General features: G+C 72.4%; 20 protein-coding genes. 9 read left to right on the plus strand and 11 right to left on the minus strand.

Features of this window, described 5'->3' with window-relative positions; genetic code table 11:
• Positions 1-2: 2 nt before the first annotated feature.
• Genes htpX through Q9S36_RS26730 form a run of 3 tightly spaced genes read right to left on the minus strand, consistent with a single transcriptional unit; the run spans position 3 to position 1,992 of the window.
• Positions 3-902: a zinc metalloprotease HtpX gene (gene htpX, locus Q9S36_RS26720; RefSeq protein WP_311287871.1), complete on the minus strand. Its 900-nt coding sequence runs from the start codon at positions 900-902 to the stop codon at positions 3-5.
• A 20-nt stretch (positions 903-922) separates the two neighbouring features.
• Positions 923-1,201, minus strand: a complete 279-nt coding sequence (locus tag Q9S36_RS26725; RefSeq protein ID WP_311287872.1) for a PspA-associated protein PspAA — start codon at positions 1,199-1,201, stop codon at positions 923-925.
• Entirely contained in the window at positions 1,198-1,992 is a 795-nt protein-coding gene (locus Q9S36_RS26730; protein WP_311287873.1) for a PspA/IM30 family protein, read from the minus strand. Before Q9S36_RS26730 ends, Q9S36_RS26725 begins: the two co-directional genes overlap by 4 nt.
• Positions 1,993-2,184: 192 nt before the next feature.
• On the opposite strand from Q9S36_RS26730, the gene Q9S36_RS26735 reads away from it, so the two are divergent.
• The 5 genes from Q9S36_RS26735 to Q9S36_RS26755 all read left to right on the plus strand — a co-directional run bounded on the left by Q9S36_RS26735 (position 2,185) and on the right by Q9S36_RS26755 (position 4,777).
• Positions 2,185-2,766, plus strand: coding sequence for a DUF3043 domain-containing protein (locus Q9S36_RS26735; protein ID WP_311287874.1), 582 nt, complete (start codon positions 2,185-2,187; stop codon positions 2,764-2,766).
• 10 nt (positions 2,767-2,776) lie between these two features.
• Complete coding sequence (locus Q9S36_RS26740; RefSeq protein ID WP_311287875.1) at positions 2,777-3,337, plus strand: GNAT family N-acetyltransferase; 561 nt, start codon at positions 2,777-2,779, stop codon at positions 3,335-3,337.
• Positions 3,338-3,474: 137 nt separating this feature from the next.
• On the plus strand, positions 3,475-3,714 hold the full coding sequence (locus Q9S36_RS26745) for a hypothetical protein (protein WP_311287876.1): 240 nt from the start codon (positions 3,475-3,477) through the stop codon (positions 3,712-3,714).
• Between the two features lie 35 nt (positions 3,715-3,749).
• Positions 3,750-4,481: an AzlC family ABC transporter permease gene (locus tag Q9S36_RS26750; protein WP_311287877.1), complete on the plus strand. Its 732-nt coding sequence runs from the start codon at positions 3,750-3,752 to the stop codon at positions 4,479-4,481.
• The gene (locus Q9S36_RS26755; RefSeq protein ID WP_311287878.1) at positions 4,481-4,777 is read left to right on the plus strand and encodes an AzlD domain-containing protein; all 297 of its coding nucleotides are present in this window, start codon (positions 4,481-4,483) and stop codon (positions 4,775-4,777) included. The genes Q9S36_RS26750 and Q9S36_RS26755 overlap by 1 nt, the downstream gene beginning before the upstream one ends.
• 25 nt (positions 4,778-4,802) lie before the next feature.
• Here the strand turns inward: Q9S36_RS26755 and dapB are convergent, their stop codons facing one another.
• Positions 4,803-5,594: a 4-hydroxy-tetrahydrodipicolinate reductase gene (dapB, locus tag Q9S36_RS26760; protein ID WP_311287879.1), complete on the minus strand. Its 792-nt coding sequence runs from the start codon at positions 5,592-5,594 to the stop codon at positions 4,803-4,805.
• 78 nt (positions 5,595-5,672) lie between these two features.
• Here dapB and Q9S36_RS26765 point away from each other — a divergent pair, with 78 nt between their 5' ends.
• On the plus strand, positions 5,673-6,188 hold the full coding sequence (locus Q9S36_RS26765) for a class I SAM-dependent methyltransferase (RefSeq protein ID WP_311287880.1): 516 nt from the start codon (positions 5,673-5,675) through the stop codon (positions 6,186-6,188).
• Between the two features lie 8 nt (positions 6,189-6,196).
• On the opposite strand, the gene Q9S36_RS26770 is transcribed toward Q9S36_RS26765, so the two are convergent.
• The gene (locus Q9S36_RS26770; protein WP_311287881.1) at positions 6,197-7,099 is read right to left on the minus strand and encodes a LysR family transcriptional regulator; all 903 of its coding nucleotides are present in this window, start codon (positions 7,097-7,099) and stop codon (positions 6,197-6,199) included.
• A 71-nt stretch (positions 7,100-7,170) separates the two neighbouring features.
• Here Q9S36_RS26770 and Q9S36_RS26775 point away from each other — a divergent pair, with 71 nt between their 5' ends.
• Positions 7,171-8,097, plus strand: coding sequence for an EamA family transporter (locus Q9S36_RS26775; RefSeq protein ID WP_311287882.1), 927 nt, complete (start codon positions 7,171-7,173; stop codon positions 8,095-8,097).
• Here Q9S36_RS26775 and Q9S36_RS26780 read toward each other — a convergent pair.
• The 4 genes from Q9S36_RS26780 to Q9S36_RS26795 all read right to left on the minus strand — a co-directional run bounded on the left by Q9S36_RS26780 (position 8,054) and on the right by Q9S36_RS26795 (position 12,709).
• A complete protein-coding gene (locus Q9S36_RS26780) occupies positions 8,054-9,436 on the minus strand; it encodes a pitrilysin family protein (protein ID WP_311287883.1) in 1,383 nt (460 codons plus the stop codon). The genes Q9S36_RS26775 and Q9S36_RS26780 overlap by 44 nt on opposite strands.
• Before the next feature lie 24 nt (positions 9,437-9,460).
• The gene (locus tag Q9S36_RS26785; RefSeq protein ID WP_311287884.1) at positions 9,461-11,701 is read right to left on the minus strand and encodes a polyribonucleotide nucleotidyltransferase; all 2,241 of its coding nucleotides are present in this window, start codon (positions 11,699-11,701) and stop codon (positions 9,461-9,463) included.
• 259 nt (positions 11,702-11,960) lie between these two features.
• Complete coding sequence (rpsO, locus tag Q9S36_RS26790) at positions 11,961-12,230, minus strand: 30S ribosomal protein S15 (protein WP_311287985.1); 270 nt, start codon at positions 12,228-12,230, stop codon at positions 11,961-11,963.
• Positions 12,231-12,442: 212 nt separating this feature from the next.
• A complete protein-coding gene (locus Q9S36_RS26795) occupies positions 12,443-12,709 on the minus strand; it encodes a DUF6458 family protein (RefSeq protein WP_311287885.1) in 267 nt (88 codons plus the stop codon).
• A gap of 128 nt (positions 12,710-12,837) precedes the next feature.
• On the opposite strand from Q9S36_RS26795, the gene Q9S36_RS26800 reads away from it, so the two are divergent.
• Together Q9S36_RS26800 and Q9S36_RS26805 are read left to right on the plus strand one after the other, a co-directional pair.
• Complete coding sequence (locus Q9S36_RS26800) at positions 12,838-13,941, plus strand: class I SAM-dependent methyltransferase (RefSeq protein ID WP_311287886.1); 1,104 nt, start codon at positions 12,838-12,840, stop codon at positions 13,939-13,941.
• Between the two features lie 4 nt (positions 13,942-13,945).
• The gene (locus Q9S36_RS26805) at positions 13,946-16,063 is read left to right on the plus strand and encodes a molybdopterin-dependent oxidoreductase (RefSeq protein WP_311287887.1); all 2,118 of its coding nucleotides are present in this window, start codon (positions 13,946-13,948) and stop codon (positions 16,061-16,063) included.
• On the opposite strand, the gene Q9S36_RS26810 is transcribed toward Q9S36_RS26805, so the two are convergent.
• Both Q9S36_RS26810 and Q9S36_RS26815 read right to left on the minus strand, forming a co-directional pair.
• Complete coding sequence (locus Q9S36_RS26810) at positions 16,050-17,156, minus strand: hypothetical protein (RefSeq protein ID WP_311287888.1); 1,107 nt, start codon at positions 17,154-17,156, stop codon at positions 16,050-16,052. The genes Q9S36_RS26805 and Q9S36_RS26810 overlap by 14 nt on opposite strands.
• Positions 17,153-17,500, minus strand: a complete 348-nt coding sequence (locus tag Q9S36_RS26815; RefSeq protein ID WP_311287889.1) for a PadR family transcriptional regulator — start codon at positions 17,498-17,500, stop codon at positions 17,153-17,155. Before Q9S36_RS26815 ends, Q9S36_RS26810 begins: the two co-directional genes overlap by 4 nt.
• Positions 17,501-17,555 lie beyond the last annotated feature (55 nt).

Below are 17,555 nucleotides of genomic sequence, written 5' to 3' on the forward strand. Positions count from 1 at the left end.
CCTCAGCCCGTCGGCCTGCTGAGCTCGGCCTGGATGCGGGCGAGCTGCTCGAGCCGCTGCTGCAGCGGCGGGTGCGTGGCCATCAGGCCGCTCAGGCCGCTGCGGAAGGCCGGCACGATGCACAGCGCGCTGGCGGCGTTGGCACGCAGGTCGCGCTGCGGGGTGGCGGCTGCCTCACCGCTGATCTTCTGGAGCGCGGAGGCCAGTGCGGCGGGCTTCATCGTCAGGTAGGCGCCCGACCGGTCGGCGCAGAGCTCGCGGTAGCGCGACAGCAGGCGCAGCAGCAGGAAGCTGACGGCGTACACCACCAGGCTGACGAGCAGGGCGACGAGCACCGCCGGGAGGGCGCCGTTGTTGTTGCGCCGGCCCATCCCGCCGAACTGGGCGAAGCGCATCAGCAGGCCGGCCGCGATGCCGGCCGAGGAGGCGACGGTCATGACCAGCACGTCGCGGTGGGCCACGTGGCTCAGCTCGTGGGCGAGGACGGCCTCGAGCTCCTCCGCGTCGAGCGTCTGCAGGATGCCGGTGGTCACGCAGACCACCGCGCGGTCCGGGGACCGTCCCGTCGCGAAGGCGTTGGGCACCGCCATGTCCGCGACGCCCACCCGCGGCTTCGGCATGTCGGCCAGCGCGCAGAGCCGGTCGACCATGCCGTGCAGCTCGGGTGCCTCCTCCGGGGAGACCTCGCGGGCGCGCATCGCCCGCATGGCCACCTTGTCGGAGCTCCACCACTGCCAGAAGGCCATGCCGATCGCGATGACCGCCACGAGCGGCGCGTAGCCGGACCCGACGACCTGGATGAGCACGACGACCAGGCCGACGAACAGCCCGCCGAGCAGGAACATGGTCAGGGTCATCCGGGCGGTGAGCCCGCTGTCCTTGATGAAGCGCGAGGAGGCCATGGCCGAAGGTGTGGCCCGCCTCAGCCGGGGATCAGGCCGTCGTCGCCCAGGAGCTCGCGGACCTCGTCGATCGTGGCGTCCGGCGGCGGCAGGATCAGGTCGGACTCGTCGAGGGTGTCGACGTCGTGGTGCGTGCCGTTGGACCGCACGGCCGCGAGCAGGCCGCTCAGCGCCGTGCGGAACATCGCCTCGTCACCGGCCTCGATGGCCTGCTCGATCTGCGTGTCGAGACCGTTGAGGGCGTCGAGCGCGTGGTCGTCGAGGTCGTACTGACCCTCGCCGAGGATGCGGACGATCATGCGGTCCCGCCCTCGTTGGCCTGGCGCTGCGCGGGCTCCTCCTCGGCCTCGAGGATGTCGCCGCCGTCGCCGGCCTCGATGGCCTGGGGCGCCGCGGCACCGGCCTTGAGCCGGGCCAGCTCGGCCTCCACGTCGGAGGTGGACGACAGGGCGTCGAGCTCGCGGGAGATGTCGTCGCCGGCGTTGAGCTGCGAGGCGTCGTCGAGGGCGCCGGAGGCGATCAGCTCGTCGATGGCCTGGCCCCGTGCCTGCATCTGGGCGGTCTTGTCCTCCGCGCGCTGGATGGCCAGCCCCACATCGCCCATCTCCTCGCCGATGCCGGACATGGCCTCGCCGATGCGGGTCTGGGCCTCCGCCGCGGTGTAGGTGGCCTTGATGGTCTCCTTGCGCGTGCGGAAGGCCTCGACCTTGGCCTGGAGCCGCTGCTGTGCCAGGACGAGCTTCTCCTCCTCGCCCTGGAGCGTCGCCTGCTGCTCCTTGAGGCTGGTGATCTGGGACGTCAGGCCGGACTTGCGGGTGAGGGCCTCGCGGGCGAGGTCCTCGCGACCCGCGCCGATGGCCTTCTCGGCCTGGCCCTGGAGCTTGGCCGCCTGCTGCTCGAGCTGGTTGACCTGCAGCTCCACGCGCTTGCGGCTGGTGGCGACGTCGGCGACGCCGCGGCGTACCTTCGAGAGGAGCTCGAGCTGCCGCTGGTAGCTGTAGTCGAGGGTCTCCCGGGGGTCCTCCGCCTTGTCCAGGGCCTTGTTGGCCTTGGAGCGGAAGATCAGGCTGATGCGCTTCATGAGACTCATCGGGGTGCAGACCCTCTCTTGGTCATGACGTGTCGGTGGGGCACGCACGCGCCACGCGAGCGTGGGCGGGGCGTTGGCCCAACCCTAGGACCAAACCCCAACCGGAGGTAGGCCATGGCCGCGACGGCGCCCGTGCCGGGCGACGGCGATAGGCTGGGCGCCAGCATCCGATCCACGTGAAGGCAGCAGGCGTTGTTCCGTCGTTCCACCCCCGAGCCCGAGGTCCCGGCCGCCACCGACAAGGTGGGCGGCAAGGGTCGACCCACGCCGACGCGCAAGGAAGCCGAGGCGGCCGCCCGGGCGCGGGCCAAGGTGCCCCGCAACCGCAAGGAGCAGGCGGCTGCCCAGCGAGCGGCCCGCGGCGACACCGCGGCGAAGATGCGCCAGGCGATGAAGACCGGCGACGACCGCTACCTCCCCGCGCGCGACCGGGGCCCGGTGCGCCGGTTCATCCGCGACTTCGTGGACTCCCGCTTCAGCTTCATCGAGCTGATGGTGCCGCTGCTCATCGTGTCGATGATCCTGGGCTACTCCGGCAACCAGACCGCGATGAACCTCGGCAACACGGTGCTGTTCACCACGATCATGGTCATCATCTTCGACATCGTGATGCTGCGCTTCCGCCTGCGCCGCGAGATGGCGCGCCGGTTCCCCGACGAGCCCACCAAGGGTGTCACGAGGTACGCCGCGATGCGCTCGTTGCAGATGAAGTTCCTGCGCCTGCCCAAGGCCCAGGTGAAGATCGGCGAGAAGCTCCCCGAGACCTATCGATGAGCACCCGCCGATGACCCACGAGCACCCCGGCGGCCCCACCGCCGACGTCTCCGTGCGCGTCGCGTGGGCCGACGACGCCGACGCGATCGCCTCCGTGCAGCTGCGGGCGTGGCCGGTGCTGTACGCCGACGTGCTGCCCCCCGACGTGCTGCCCACCGACGCCGCGGCCGTCGCCGCGCAGTGGCGGCAGGCGCTGGCCCGGCCGGCCGACGCGCGCAACCGGGTGCTGGTCGCGCTGGAGCGCAACCGGGTCGTCGGCTTCGCGCTCACCTCCCCGGCCGCCGACCCCGACTGCGACCCCGTCTCCGACGGCGAGCTCGCTGAGGTCACCCTCGATCCCGAGGAGACGTCGAAGGGCCACGGCTCCCGGCTCCTCCAGGCGGCGGTCGACACCCTCGCGGCCGACCGGTTCACCCGAGCGGTGACCTGGGTCAACGCCGGTGACGACGCGCTGCGGTCCTTCCTCACCGAGGCGGGCTGGGCGCCCGACACCGCCCACCGCGAGCTCGACCTGGACGGCACCGGCGCGACCACGGTGAAGCAGGTCCGGCTCCACACCGCGATCGGCTGACGCGCGCCGGTTCCGTCCGCTGTGACCGCCCCGAGGTGGCCCGCCGAAACTCCACCCCTCCGGATCTTGTTTTCCGCGCGGCGCGCGTCACCATGGAGGGGCCGGCTACTCCGCCGGCCAGCCACGGGGGTTCCACCATGTTCGGTCCGCTTCCCGCTCTGCACCGGTTCGCGCTCGTCCTCGCCGCGCTGGTCGTCTGCGTCGGCATCGGCTTCTGGCTCGGGGCGATGCCCGAGGTCCCGCTGAACCTCCGGGTCGGCCTGCTCGCGGGCGCCGCGGCCGGGGTGGCGGCGGCCTTCGCGCTGGTCCACGACTTCCACCACGGCTACCACCAGGGGCACGTCCGGGCGGCGCGGGTCCGGCGTCGTACCCACTGACGAGGAGCGGCGGCGAGCCGCACTAGCCTCGGGGCGTGCCCGAGCCAGTCCTCACCCCGAGCGAGCGCTCCGGGATTGTGCGCGACAGCCTGGCGGTCGGTGTCGCGACCGGCGCCTACGGCATCGGGTTCGGGGCGGTCTCGGTCGCCTCGGGGCTCAGCGTCGCGCAGACGTGCGTGCTGTCGCTGCTGATGTTCACCGGGGCCAGCCAGTTCGCTCTGGCCGGGGTCGTGGCCGCCGGCGGCGCACCGATGTCCGGGGCCGCGACGGCGCTGCTCCTCGGCACCCGGAACACGTTGTACGGCCTGCGGATGGCGCCGCTGCTGAAGTGGCGCGGGTGGCGCCGGGCCGCGGCCGCCCACGTCCTCATCGACGAGTCGACGGCGATGTCGGTCAGCCGGGGCACGACGCCGGCGGTGCGCCTGGGCTTCCTGACCACCGGGATCTCGGTGTTCGTCCTCTGGAACCTCGCCACGGCCGTCGGGGCCGTCGCCGGTGAGGCCGTCGGCGACCCGCGCACGTTCGGCCTCGACGCCGCCGTCGGCGCGGCGTTCCTCGCCCTCCTCTGGCCGCGGCTGAAGGATCGCCGCAACGTGCTCGTCGGCGTCCTCGCGGCCCTCGTCGCGATCTCCATGGTGCCGCTCACCGCACCCGGCGTGCCCGTGCTGGCGGCGGGCGGCGTCGCCCTGCTGGTCGGGGCGCTGGCCCGCGGGGACGACCTGACGGAGGTCCCCGGCCCCGACGACGTCGCGGGAGGTCACCGCTGATGTGGACCGCGGTGCTCCTCGCCGGGATCGGCTGCTACCTGCTCAAGCTCGCCGGGATGTCGCTTCCCGAGCGGGTGCTGAGCCACCCCACGGTCGAGCGCGTCGCCGACCTGATCCCGGTGGCGCTGCTCGCTGCGCTCGTCGCGGTCCAGGTCTTCTCGGCTGGTACGTCGCTGACCCTGGACGCCAGGGTGCTGGGCCTGGCCTTCGCGGTCGTCGCGCTGCTGCTGAGGATGCCGTTCCTCGTCGTCGTGGTCGGGGCGGCGGTCGTCGCCGCCCTGGCCCGCCTCGCCTGAGCCGGACCAGGGGCGCAGCCTCGGCTCAGCCGATGTCGAGGAAGGCGTCGAGCCCCACGGTGAGCCCCGGGTGGTCGCCGATCGCGCGGACGCCGGTCAGCACGCCGGGGGTGAAGGAGACGCGGTCGAGCGAGTCGTGGCGGATGGTGAGCGTCTCGCCCGCAGCACCGAGGACCACCTCCTGGTGCGCCACCAGGCCGCGCACGCGCAGGCCGTGGACCCGGACGCCGTCGACGTCGGCGCCGCGCGCCCCGTCGAGACCGGTGGACGTGGCGTCGGGCATCGGGTCGCTGCCGGCCTCGCGCCGGGCGGCCGCGATCATCTCCGCGGTCCGGCGCGCGGTGCCGGACGGCGCGTCGGCCTTGTCGGGGTGGTGCAGCTCGACGACCTCGACCGACTCGAAGAACGGCGCCGCCTGCGCCGCGAACCGCATCATCAAGATCGCACCGATCGAGAAGTTCGGCGCGATCAGCACGCCCACCCCGGGTGCGTCGGCCAGCCAGGCCTCGAGCTGGTCGAGGCGGGACTGGTCGAAGCCCGTCGTGCCGACGACCGCGTGGATGCCGTGCTCGATGCAGAAGCGGAGGTTGTCCATCACCACGTCGGGGTGGGTGAAGTCGACGACGACCTGTGCGTCGGCCTCGACGAGGGCGGCGAGGTCGTCGCCGGCGTCGACCTCGGCGACCAGCTCGGTGTCGCCGGCGGCACCGACCGCGCGGCACACCTCGGAACCGACCTTGCCCCGCGCCCCGAGGACCCCGACCCGGATCGGAGCGGCGGTGGACGCGGGACGCGGTGCGGGGTCTGCTGTGCTCACCCGCCCAACCTAGCGAGTCGGACACCCGGTGGGTGGCGGTGGCTGACTCGTGAACTCGCGTCTGGCAGGCTGTGGGTCATGCCGATCTCGACCATCCCGCCGCGCATCAAGTGGGCCGTCGACCTCATGGACGTCCAGCCGGGCGACCAGGTCCTGGAGATCGGCTGCGGGCCCGGCGCCGGCGCGGAGGCGATCTGCGCCAAACTGGAGACGGGCAAGCTGTTCGCCATCGACCGCTCCGAGTCGGGCGTCGACCGCACCAAGCGGCGCAACCAGAAGTACGTCGACGCCGGCCGGCTCGTGGTGCGCCAGATCGACCTCGCCACGCTGCGCGTGCCGGTCAAGCGGCTCAACAAGGTCTTCGCCTTCAACGTGAACCTCTTCTGGGTGCGCGCCTGCGACGACGAGGTGGCCCTGCTCCACGAGCGGGTCGTCCCCGGCGGCGCGGTCTACCTCTTCTACGAGGCCAGCCGGCCCGAGCTGGTGCCCAACATCGTCAAGCTCGCTTCCGAGAACCTCCAGCGCGGCGGCTTCCGGGTCAGCGTGGTGGAGCAGAAGGCTCCCCCGGTCATCGGGCTCATCGCCAAGCGCTGAGCGCCGGGTCAGCCGCCACTCCCCGAGTACCGGCCGCCCACGGTCGTCAGCGCCTCCAGCACCCGACGCACCACGCGGCGCTGCGCCCGGTCGGGGCGCAGGATGGCGAGGACGTGGCGACCCGACACGATGCCGGCGATCGGGCGCAGCACCACCTCGTCACCGGCGGGTGCGGTGAACCGCGGGAGCACCGCGAGGCACTCCCCCGCCCCCACGAGAGCCTCGACGAGCCGGTTGTCCCGCACCCGTTGGCGTACGTCCACGAGGCGGCCCGTGGCCTCCTCGACGGCGAGCCGGATGCTGTCGAAGGGGTAGCCCAGCGGCACGCCGATCCACGGCCAGGCGACCAGGTCGTCCGGGGTCACGACCTCGTGCGCCGCGAGCGGGTGTCCGGCCGCCATGGCGATGTCGAGCGGCTCACGGGCAAGCCGTCGCACCACGAGGTCGTCGGCGTGCGTCGGGCTGCGCAGCGCCGAGTGCGCGATCACGATGTCGTGGTCGACGGCCTGCCCGGCGTACGCCGCCTCGGCGATGTCGATGTCGGTGCAGACCACGTCGACCGGCTCGTCGGCGAGCTCCCGGAGGACCCCCGGCAGCAGGAAGGTCGCCGCGCTCGGGAGGGCCGCGATGCTCACCGTCCCGGCCACCGTGCCGCGGAAGTCCTGCCACCGCGCCTCGGCCTCGGCGACCGCGAGAGCGACGTCGCGTCCCGACGCGGCGAGCACCCGGCCTGCGTCGGTGAGCCGCACCCCGCGCCCCCGGGCCTCGACGAGGGGGACGCCGAAGGCGCGTTCGGCGCTCCTCAGCTGTTGCGACACCGCCGACGGGGTGCGGTGGGTGGCGGCGGCGACCGCCGTCACGCTGCCGCGGTCGGCCAGCTCGCGCAGCAGATCGAGGTGCCGGACATCCATGTAGTCAGCCTACACAGCGACGTGAGAACGTTTCACTTGTCCTTCAACAAGGACGCCGACAGGCTGGTGCCATGCCGACCCGCCACCGCCTCCTCGCCGCGTTGGTCGCCGCGTGCTGGGGCCTGAACTTCCTGGCGATCGACGCCTCGCTCCAGCACTTCCCGCCGTTCTTCCTCGTCGCGCTGCGCTTCGCGCTGATCGCGGTGCCGACGGTGCTGCTGGTGCCGTTCCCGCGCGTGCCGGTGCGCTGGCTGGTCGGCTACGGGCTCGGCTTCGGCACCTTCCAGTTCCTGTTCCTCTACTGGGGCATGGCGGCCGGCATGCCGGCGGGGCTGTCGTCCCTGGTGCTGCAGGCCTCCGCCCCGTTCACCGTGCTCCTCGCCGGCGTCCTGCTCGGCCACCGGCTGACCCCGCGCGCCGGGGTCGGCGTGCTGGTCGCCGTCGTCGGCCTCGCGGTCGTCGGCTGGCAGCGCCTCGAGGGGCCGGCCGCGTTCTGGCCGTTCGTCCTCGTGCTGGCAGGCGCCCTCGCGTGGGCTTTCGGCAACCTGTGCACCGCGCAGGCACGCGCGCCCGAGCCGCTGCACCTCACCCTCTGGATGGCGGTGGTGCCGCCCCTGCCGATGCTCGCGCTCTCGCTCGTCGTGGAGGGGCCCGGCCGCATCGCGGACTCGCTGACCACGTGGGACTCCCCCGACACGGTGCCCGCGGTCATCGGCCTGGCCTACACGATCCTCGTGGGGACCGTGCTGGGCTCAGGGATCTGGACGTGGCTGATGGCCCGGCACCCCGCAGGGGTCGTGGCGCCGTTCTCGATGCTGGTGCCGGTGGTGGGGATGAGCGCGGCCTGGGTCGCGCTCGGCGAGACCGTCAGCCGCGGCGAGGCCGCCGGCGCCGCGCTCGTGGTCACCGGGGTGCTCGTCGCGACGCGGCCGCCGCGACGTGCCCCGGCAGCGGTCAGTGCGCCGGACCCACGACCGCAAGCAGCTCGGGCTGGCTGAACAGCTCCCTCGCCAGCAGCGCGACGTCCTCCAGGGTGACCGCCTCGATGCGGCTGACCACCTCGTCGATGGTGAGCAGCTCGTCGTAGACCAGCTCGGCCTTGCCGATGCGCGACATCCGTGAGCCGGAGTCCTCGAGGCCGAGCACCAGCCCGCCCTTGAGCTGGCCCTTGCCGCGCTCGAGCTCCTCGGCGGTGATGCCGCCCTCGGCCACCTTCGCCAGCTCGCCCCGCACGGTCTCCAGCACGGCGTCGTACTTGCCGGGCAGGCAGCCGACCGAGACGCCGACCACTCCGGCGTCGGCGTGGTGGGTGGCGAAGGAGTAGACGGAGTAGGCCAGTCCGCGCACCTCGCGGACCTCCTGGAACAGCCGCGACGACGTGCCGCCGCCGAGGGCCGTGTTGAGCACGCCCAGGGCGTAGCGCCGCGGGTCGGTGCGGGTGAGGCCCTTCACGCCGAGGACGAGGTTGACCTGCTCCTGCGGACGGACCGTGCGGGCCTCGCCGGGCTGGACCCGCCGGGCCTTGTCGGTCTGCTGCGGCGAAGCCGGGGTGGCCTCGCCGTCGAGGAAGCCGCTGCGCCCGAAGGCCTTGCGGACCTGACGCACGACGGCCGTGTGGTCGACGTTGCCGGCGACCGAGACGACCATGTTCTCGGGGCGGTAGTGGCGGCGGTAGAAGCGGTGGATCTGCTCGCGCGTCATCGCGGTGATCGACGCCTCGGTGCCGGCGATCGGGCGCCCGAGCGGGCTGTCTCCCCACGCCTGGTGGGCGAAGAGGTTGTGCACCACGTCGTCCGGGTCGTCGTCGTGCATGGCGATCTCGTCGAGGATCACGTCGCGCTCGGCCTCGACGTCGAGCTCGGTGATGGTCGAGGCGGTGACCATGTCGCCGAGGACGTCGACCGCCGTGCCGAGGTCCTCGTCGAGGACGCGGGCGTGGAAGACCGTGTACTCCTTGGTGGTGAACGCGTTGAACTCGCCGCCCACCGCGTCGAGGGCCACCGAGATCTCCATCGCGGAGCGCTCGGCGGTGCCCTTGAAGAGCAGGTGCTCGAGGAAGTGGGAGCAACCGTGGAGCGCGGGCGTCTCGTCGCGCGAGCCGACGTCGACCCACACGCCGATGCTGGCCGAGCGGGAGCCGGCCATCTGCTCGGTGACGATCCGCAGGCCGCTCGGCAGGACCGTACGACGCACGCGCGAGGTCACGGCCCCGTCGGCGTCCTTGACGGTCTGGAGGGTGCGGGTGGTGCCGTTCTTCTGCAAGGGGTCCTTCTTCTGCTGGGGGGTGAAGCACCGCGACCGGTCGGCCAGACGGCCGACCGGTCGCGGGTGGAGCATCAGGTGATGATCACGCGGAGCAGGTCACTCGGCGTCGACTGCCTCGGGGGCGGCCTCGGCCGTCTCCTCGGAGCCGCCCTCGGTCTCCTCGACGACCGGGACCAGAGACAGCTTGCCGCGGTCGTCGATCTCGGCGATCGAGACCTGCACCTTCTGGCCCACCGACAGGACGTCCTCGACGGCCTCGACGCGCTTGCCACCGGCCAGGGCGCGCAGCTTGCTGATGTGCAGCAGGCCGTCCTTGCCCGGCATGAGCGAGACGAACGCACCGAAGTTGGTCGTCTTCACCACGGTGCCGAGGTAGCGCTCGCCGACCTCCGGCATCGTCGGGTTGGCGATCGCGTTGACCGCGGCCTTGGCGGCCTCGGCCGCCTCGCCGTTGGTCGCACCGATGTAGACCGTGCCGTCGTCCTCGATGGACAGCGTCGCGCCCGTGTCGTCCTGGATCTGGTTGATCACCTTGCCCTTGGGGCCGATGACCTCGCCGATCTTGTCGACGGGCACGCGGACGGTGATGATGCGCGGCGCGTGGACCGACATCTCCTCCGGCGCGTCGATCGCCTCGCCCATCACGTCGAGGATCGCCAGGCGCGCGTCGCGGGCCTGGGTCAGCGCGGCGGCCAGCACCTCGGCGGGGATGCCGTCGAGCTTGGTGTCGAGCTGCAGCGCGGTGACGAACTCGCGGGTGCCGGCGACCTTGAAGTCCATGTCGCCGAAGGCGTCCTCGGCACCGAGGATGTCGGTGAGCGCGACGTACTGGGTCTCACCGTCGATCTCGCCGGAGATGAGGCCCATCGCGATGCCGGCGACGGGTGCCTTGAGCGGCACGCCGGCCTGCAGCAGCGAGAGGGTCGAGGCGCAGACCGAGCCCATCGAGGTGGAGCCGTTGGAGCCCATGGCCTCGGAGAGCTGGCGGATCGCGTAGGGGAACTCCTCGCGCGTGGGGAGCACCGGCAGGAGCGCGCGGCGCGCCAGGGCGCCGTGGCCGACCTCGCGGCGCTTGGGCGAGCCCACACGGCCGGTCTCACCGGTGGAGAACGGCGGGAAGACGTACTTGTGCATGTAGCGGCGCGACTTCTCCGGGGAGAGGGTGTCGAGCTGCTGCTCCATCTTGAGCATGTCGAGGGTGGTGACGCCCAGGATCTGGGTCTCGCCGCGCTCGAACAGCGCCGAGCCGTGGACGCGCGGGATCACGTTGACCTCGGCGTGCAGCGGACGGATGTCGGCCAGGCCGCGGCCGTCGATTCGGACCTTGTCGCGCAGCACGCGCTCACGCACGACGTTCTTGTTCACGGAGCGGAAGGCCGCGCCGATCTCCTTCTCCCGGCCCTCGAACTGGCCGGCGAGCTTCTCGAGCAGGGAGGACTTGAGCTCGTCGGTGCGGGCCTCGCGCTCCTGCTTGTCGCCGATCTGCATGGCAGCGGTCAGGTCGGCCTTCACGGCCTCCTCGACGGCGGCGTACACGTCGTCCTCGTAGTCGAGGAAGACGGGGAAGTCCTGGACCGGCTTCGCGGCCTCGGCGGCGAGCTGCGACTGCGCCTCGCACAGCTGCTTGATGAAGGGCTTCGCGGCGTCGAGGCCACCGGCCACGACCTCCTCGGTGGGCGCCTGGGCGCCACCCTGCACGAGGGTGATGGTCTCCTCGGTGGCCTCGGCCTCGACCATCATGATCGCGACGTCGCCGGTCTCGGTGACCCGGCCGGCGACGACCATGTCGAACACGGCGGACTCGAGCTGCGAGTGGGTCGGGAAGGCGACCCACTGGCCGTCGATGAGGGCGACGCGCACGCCACCGACCGGGCCGGAGAACGGCAGGCCGGAGAGCTGGGTCGACATCGACGCGGCGTTGATGGCCAGCACGTCGTAGGGGACGTTGGCGTCGAGCGCGAGGACGGTGATGACGACCTGGACCTCGTTGCGCAGGCCCTTCTTGAAGGTCGGGCGCAGCGGGCGGTCGATGAGGCGGCAGGTGAGGATCGCGTCCTCGCCCGGGCGGCCCTCGGACCGGAAGAACGAGCCGGGGATCTGGCCCACGGCGTACATCCGCTCCTCGACGTCGATCGTGAGGGGGAAGAAGTCGAAGTGGTCCTTCGGGGTCTTCGAGGCGGTGGTCGCCGAGAGCAGCATGGTCTCGTCGTCGAGGTACGCCGTGACGGCACCCGCCGCCTGGCGGGCGAGCAGGCCGGTCTCGAACTTGACCGTGCGCTGGCCGAAGGAGCCGTTGTCGATGACGGTCTCGACGGCGGAGATGATGGGTTCACTCATGGAAGCAGGATCCTGCTTTCTCTTCGCGGAGCGATCCGCGACGCCGCATGAGGTGCCGGTCTTCGATCGAGGCCCGCAGGTGTCGTGTCCGTGAGGACTCGGGACCTGAAGGCCACTACCGAGGACCGAGCCGGGTGCGCGGGTCGCTCCTGGATCTTCGGGTGTTCAGTTGTGACGTGCGTCGGGGCCGACACTAGCGCGGCGGGACCCCGGAAACCGAGCGGAGCGGCCCCCCGTGTCCGGGAGGCCGCTCCAGTGGTCAGCGGCGGAGGCCGAGGCGCTCGATGAGCGAGCGGTAACGGTTGATGTCGACGTCCTGGAGGTAGCCCAGGAGACGGCGGCGCTGACCGACGAGCAGGAACAGCCCACGACGCGAGTGGTGGTCGTGCTTGTGCTCCTTGAGGTGCTCGGTGAGGTCCTTGATGCGCTGCGTCAGCATCGCGACCTGCACCTCGGGGGATCCGGTGTCGCCCTCGGTCAGGGCGTACTCGGCGATGATCTTCTTCTTGGTCTCCGCGTCGGTACCGATCGACATGAAGGCTCCTTCGGTTCTCTCGTTGCGCGGCGCGCCCGGGCCTGTTCACCGGGGCACTCTGGTTCCGCGGCCGTGTGCACGGCGTGTCGTCCAGTCGGACAACCGGAGAAGCATATCGAGCCGTGGGTCGCGGACCCAATCGCGAACCGGACGCGCAGGACCCCCCGCCGGACCCGGCGGGGGCTCCTGCTGCGTGCCTGCGTGGCTCAGACGGCCGGCGGGGGCGGCGGGTCCGACTCCGTGGTGCGCTGCGTCGTCGCCTGGCGGCCGTGGGCGTCGGTCGTGGTCGCCGTGGTGCTGTGCCGCCGGCGGGTGTTCTGCTGCACCAGCGTGAGCACCAGCCAGAGTGCTCCGGCCAGCACGAGGATCCAGCCCAGGGTGGTCACCTCGAGGGGACCCACCTGCCGCTCGTTGAAGGCCAGCGACAGGACAAGACCCACCACGATGAGGCCGATCGGTCCTCCGTAACCCATGACGTGCTCCATTCTGTCGGGGACGCCCGGTGCTGACCGGGCGCCCAGAGTGTGCCTGACCGACCCGGGATGCGGAACCCCCGTCCGGGTGCCCCCACCTCGCGCGCGCGACGTGGTTGGATCGGTCCGTGGCACATCGGGTGAGGAAGCTGGCCGGCCGGGTCCTGCCGGGCCGGCGCCGGCGGCAGCAGGCCGAGGAGCTCGCGCGGGTGCGCCGCCGCCTGGCCAGGAGCCAGGAGAAGGCGGCGCGGCTCGCCGCCCGCCTCGAGCGGACCAGGGCGGCGCTGGTGGCCGCTCGGTCCGAGTCCCGCCGCTCACGCGCCGAGCTGGTCCACGCCGAGGCACGGCTGGCCGGGCTCGACGCCGACCTCGGCAACACCCACGTGACGCTCCAGCACTACATGCAGCTCGAGCGTGACCACGCGGCCCGTGTCGAGGAGGGCCGCGCCGCCCTCTTCGACTACCCCGTCAACCCGCGGCCACGGACGTTCGGTCGGCCCGGGAAGGACTTCTTCGGCGACCTGATGCGCGCCGCCGACCCCCGTTCCGCCGCCCTGCTGCGCGAGATGGGGCCCGTGCTCGCACCCCTGGCCGCGGTGCCGGAGGACGAGACCGACCCGTCCCTGCCGTTCTGGTCCAACCCGTGGCTCCCGCCACTGGACGGCGCGACCCTCTACGGCCTCATCGCCGCCAGGCGGCCCTCGCTCTACATGGAGGTGGGTTCGGGCTTCTCGACGAAGTTCGCCCGCCTGGCGATCCGCGACCACGGCCTCGACACCCGCATCGTCTCGATCGACCCGCAGCCGCGCGCCGAGGTCGACGCGCTCTGCGACGAGGTCGTCCGGTCCCCCTACGAGGACATCGACCTCGACCTGCTGGACCGCCTCGGCCCCGGCGACATGCTCTTCGTCGACAACAGCCACCGTGCCTTCACGAACTCGGACGTGACGGTCTTCTTCACCGAGTCTCTGCCCTACCTCAGCCCGGGCGTGGTCTACGGCCTGCACGACACGTTCATCCCCGACGACTACCCCGCCGAGTGGAACGACCGGTTCTACGCCGAGCAGTACCTCCTCATGTGCTACCTCGCCGGCGGTGCCGCGGGCGACGAGGTCCTGCTCGGCACCCACCACGTCGCCACGTCGCCGCACCTGCTCGACGAGCTCAGGCCCTTCCTGCCGCCGACCGGGACGCCCCTGGTCGGGGGTGGCTTCTGGCTCACGAAGAGGTGACGTGATGGGCGAGAAGCGCATCGGCGTGTGCAACCTCTGCGAGGCGATCTGCGGCCTGGAGCTCACCGTCGAGGGGCGCGAGGTCGTCGCGGTGCGCGGCAACTCCGCCGACCCGCTGTCCCGCGGCCACATCTGCCCCAAGGGCGTCGCGATCGCCGACGTGTACGCCGACCCCGACCGCTTGCGCCGGCCGGTCCGCCGCACCGGCGAGGGACCCGACGCGGGCTGGCAGGAGATCGGCTGGGACGAGGCGTTCGACCTCGTGGCCGACAACCTCGCTCGCATCATCGAGGAGCACGGCGACGACGCCCTCGGCGTCTACCTCGGCAACCCCAACGCGCACAGCCTGGGATCGATGACCCACGGCACGGCCATGTTCAAGTCGTTCCGGACGCGGAACCGCTACTCCGCCACGTCGGTCGACCAGCTCCCCCACCAGCTCGTGGCGCACCTGATGTTCGGCCACCAGCTGTTCCTGCCGATCCCCGACATCGACCGGACGTCGTGGTTCCTGGTGATCGGCGCCAACCCGATGGCGTCCAACGGCTCGCTGATGACCGTGCCCGACTTCCCGCAGCGCGTCCGCGACCTGCATGCGCGCGGCGGGCGGATGGTCGTGCTGGACCCGCGCCGCACCGAGACGGCCAAGGTGGCCGACGAGCACCACTTCGTCCGACCGGGGACCGACGCGTGGGTGCTCCTCGCGATGCTGCACGAGCTCACCGCGCACGCGACGCCCGCCGTGACGTCGTACGTCGACGGGCTGGGCACGGTCGTCGACCTGGTCGCCGAGTTCACCCCGGAGCGGGCCGAGGCGATGAGCGGCCTGCCCGCCGCCGAGGTCCGGCGGCTGGCCGCCGAGCTGGTGGCCGCGGACGCGGGCGTGGTCTACAGCCGCATCGGCGTCTCGGCCGGTCCGTGGGGCACCGTGTGCCAGTGGGCGGTGAACTGCCTGAACATCCTCAGCGGCAACCTCGACCGGGTCGGCGGCGCGATGTTCACCACGCCCGCCATCGACGCGGTCGGCACCGGGCTGATCGGCCGCGGGCACTTCGACGCCTGGCGCTCGCGGGTCCGCGGGCTGCCCGAGACCGCCGGCGAGCTGCCGGTCGCCGCGCTGCGCGAGGAGATCGAGACGCCGGGCGAGGGGCAGGTCCGCGCGATGCTCACCGTCGCCGGCAACCCGGTCCTCTCCACCCCCGACGGGGCAAGGCTCGACGCCGCCCTGCGTGGTCTCGACTTCATGGCTGCGGTCGACATCTACGTCAACGAGACGACCCGCCACGCCGACGTGATCCTGCCGCCGACCACCGCGCTCGAGCGCGACCACTACGACCTCGTCTTCCACCTCCTGGCGGTGCGCAACACGGCCCGGTTCACCCCGGCCGTGTTCGAGAAGGACGCCGACCAGCGCCACGACTGGCAGATCTTCCGCGAGATCACCGTGCGCACGGCGGCGCGGCTGCGCCGGAAGGCCCCGTTGAAGAAGCGCCTGGTCCAGCGCGCCCGGCTGACCGCCAGCCCGACGTTCCTCGTCGGCCAGCTGCTGCGACGCGGCGACAGCGGCGTGACGCTGGCGAAGCTGCGGGCGCGCCCCGCGGGGATCGACCTCGGCCCGCTGCGCCCCGGGCAGCTGCCCGCCCGGCTGCCGTCGAAGCGGAAGCGCGTCGACCTCGCGCCCGCCCTCGTGGTCGAGGACGTCGCCCGCCTCGCGGCCGTGCCCGCCCCGGCCGGCGACGAGCTCCTGCTGATCGGCCGGCGCCACAAGCAGGACTGCAACTCCTGGATGCACAACTCCGAACGGCTCACCCGCGGCCGGCCGCGCCACCAGCTGCTGATGAACCCGGCCGACCTCGCCGACCGGTCGATCGCCGACGGGACGCGGGTCCGGGTCACCTCACGGGTCGGCTCGGTCGAGGTGGAGGTCGCCGCCTCCGACGACCTGATGCCCGGCGTGGTGTCGCTCCCCCACGGCTACGGCCACGCCCGGGACGGAGTCCTGATGAGCCGCAGCCGCGACGTCGCGGGGGTCTCGGTCAACGACCTGACCGACCCCGAGCTGCTCGACGTGTCCGGCAACGCCGCGCTCAACGGCGTGCCGGTCTCGGTCAGCGCCTGCTGACGTCGCGCCCGTTCCGGCGGCTGTCGTCGGTCCCGTCCTTCGCGCCGGCCTTCGCCCCGCCCTTGGTGCCCCCGTCACGGGCCGAGGTCTGCTCGCGCTCGGCCGGTTCGGGGACGAGCGGGCTGGTGACCTCAGGCGCGGTGGCCCGGTCCGTCGTCGGGAACGCTGCGCTCGTCAGGTCCTCGCGACGCCGCTCCGTGCGCGCCGGCCGGTCGCGCTCGCCCAGCGGGAAGACGTTCCACCGGGTGACGTCGCCCAGCACCCACGGCACCTTGGTCGCCCTCTGGTCCCAGCAGCGCACGTCGAGGGGCCGGCCCGCCTGGTCGAAGAGCTGCACGCCGATCAGCGGTTGGCCGTCGGCGTCGTACGCCGCGATGTTGCACACCTGTCGCCCGCGGTTGACCAGCCCCTCGCTGTTCCCGAGCCACCGCGCCTCGTTGTAGCCCTGGCTGTAGCGGTCCCACGACAGCCGGTCGAGCTGGCCGTTGATCACGGGCACGGCGATGACGGCAGCCAGGTTGAGCAGCAGCAGCGTCGTGCGTGCCAGCACGCTCGACGCGCTTCCCGGCCAGACCCTCCCGAGGCCGACGAGGGCACTGCCGACGATGCACGCAGCGAGGAGCCCGAGCCCGACCGCCGCGTGCACGCCCGGCAACCACGTGAGGCCGTAGGGATGCCACCCGGGGACGAGCCTGGCGAGGACGACCGCTGCCGCCCAGGCCCTCAGCACCCACCAGGCGGGCCGGAGGGCGACGAGCACCCGCCACCCGGGCGCGACCCGCGGGTGTGCGACCAGCGCCTCCCAACGCGCGCGGACGTCGTCGAGCACCTCGCTCGCCGACATCGGTCGACCTCGTCGGACGCGCCGCCGCGCAACGGGCTCGAACCCGGCGGCGGTGCGCAGCTCACTGGCGTACGCCTCCGGGTCGTCGAGCGCTCCCGCGCCGTGCTCGGCCACCTGGTCGGTGAGGTCGGCCTCGAGTCCCTCGGTGAGCTCGAGGCGGTCCTCGTCGGAGAGGTCGACCAGCAGCTCACGCACGCGGGTCACGAAGGCGGCGACGTCGGGACGGACCGGGAGTTCGGTGGTGTTCATGCGCTGGCTCCCTGCGAGGAGGCGACGGGCCCGGCGAGGATCCCGTCGAGGGTGGTCGAGAAGTGGTGCCAGTCCTTGGCCTGGCGCGCGAGCTGGTCACGTCCGATCGGGGTGATGCCGTAGTACTTGCGGTGCGGGCCGCTCTCGGACGGCACGACGTACGACGTCAGTGCGCCCGCTGCGTAGAGCCGGCGAAGCGTGCCGTAGACCGAGGCGTCCCCGACCTCGCTGATCCCGCCGTCGCGCAGCCGACGGACGATGTCGTAGCCGTAGCCGTCCTCGCGGTGCACCACGGCGAGCACCGCGAGGTCGAGCACCCCCTTGAGGAGCTGGGTCTGATCCATGCGTCGCACACTACTACGCACTCCGCAGTAGTGCGCCAGCCGAGGAACGTCCCGG

It is taken from the genome of Microbacterium sp. ARD31 (assembly GCF_031844425.1).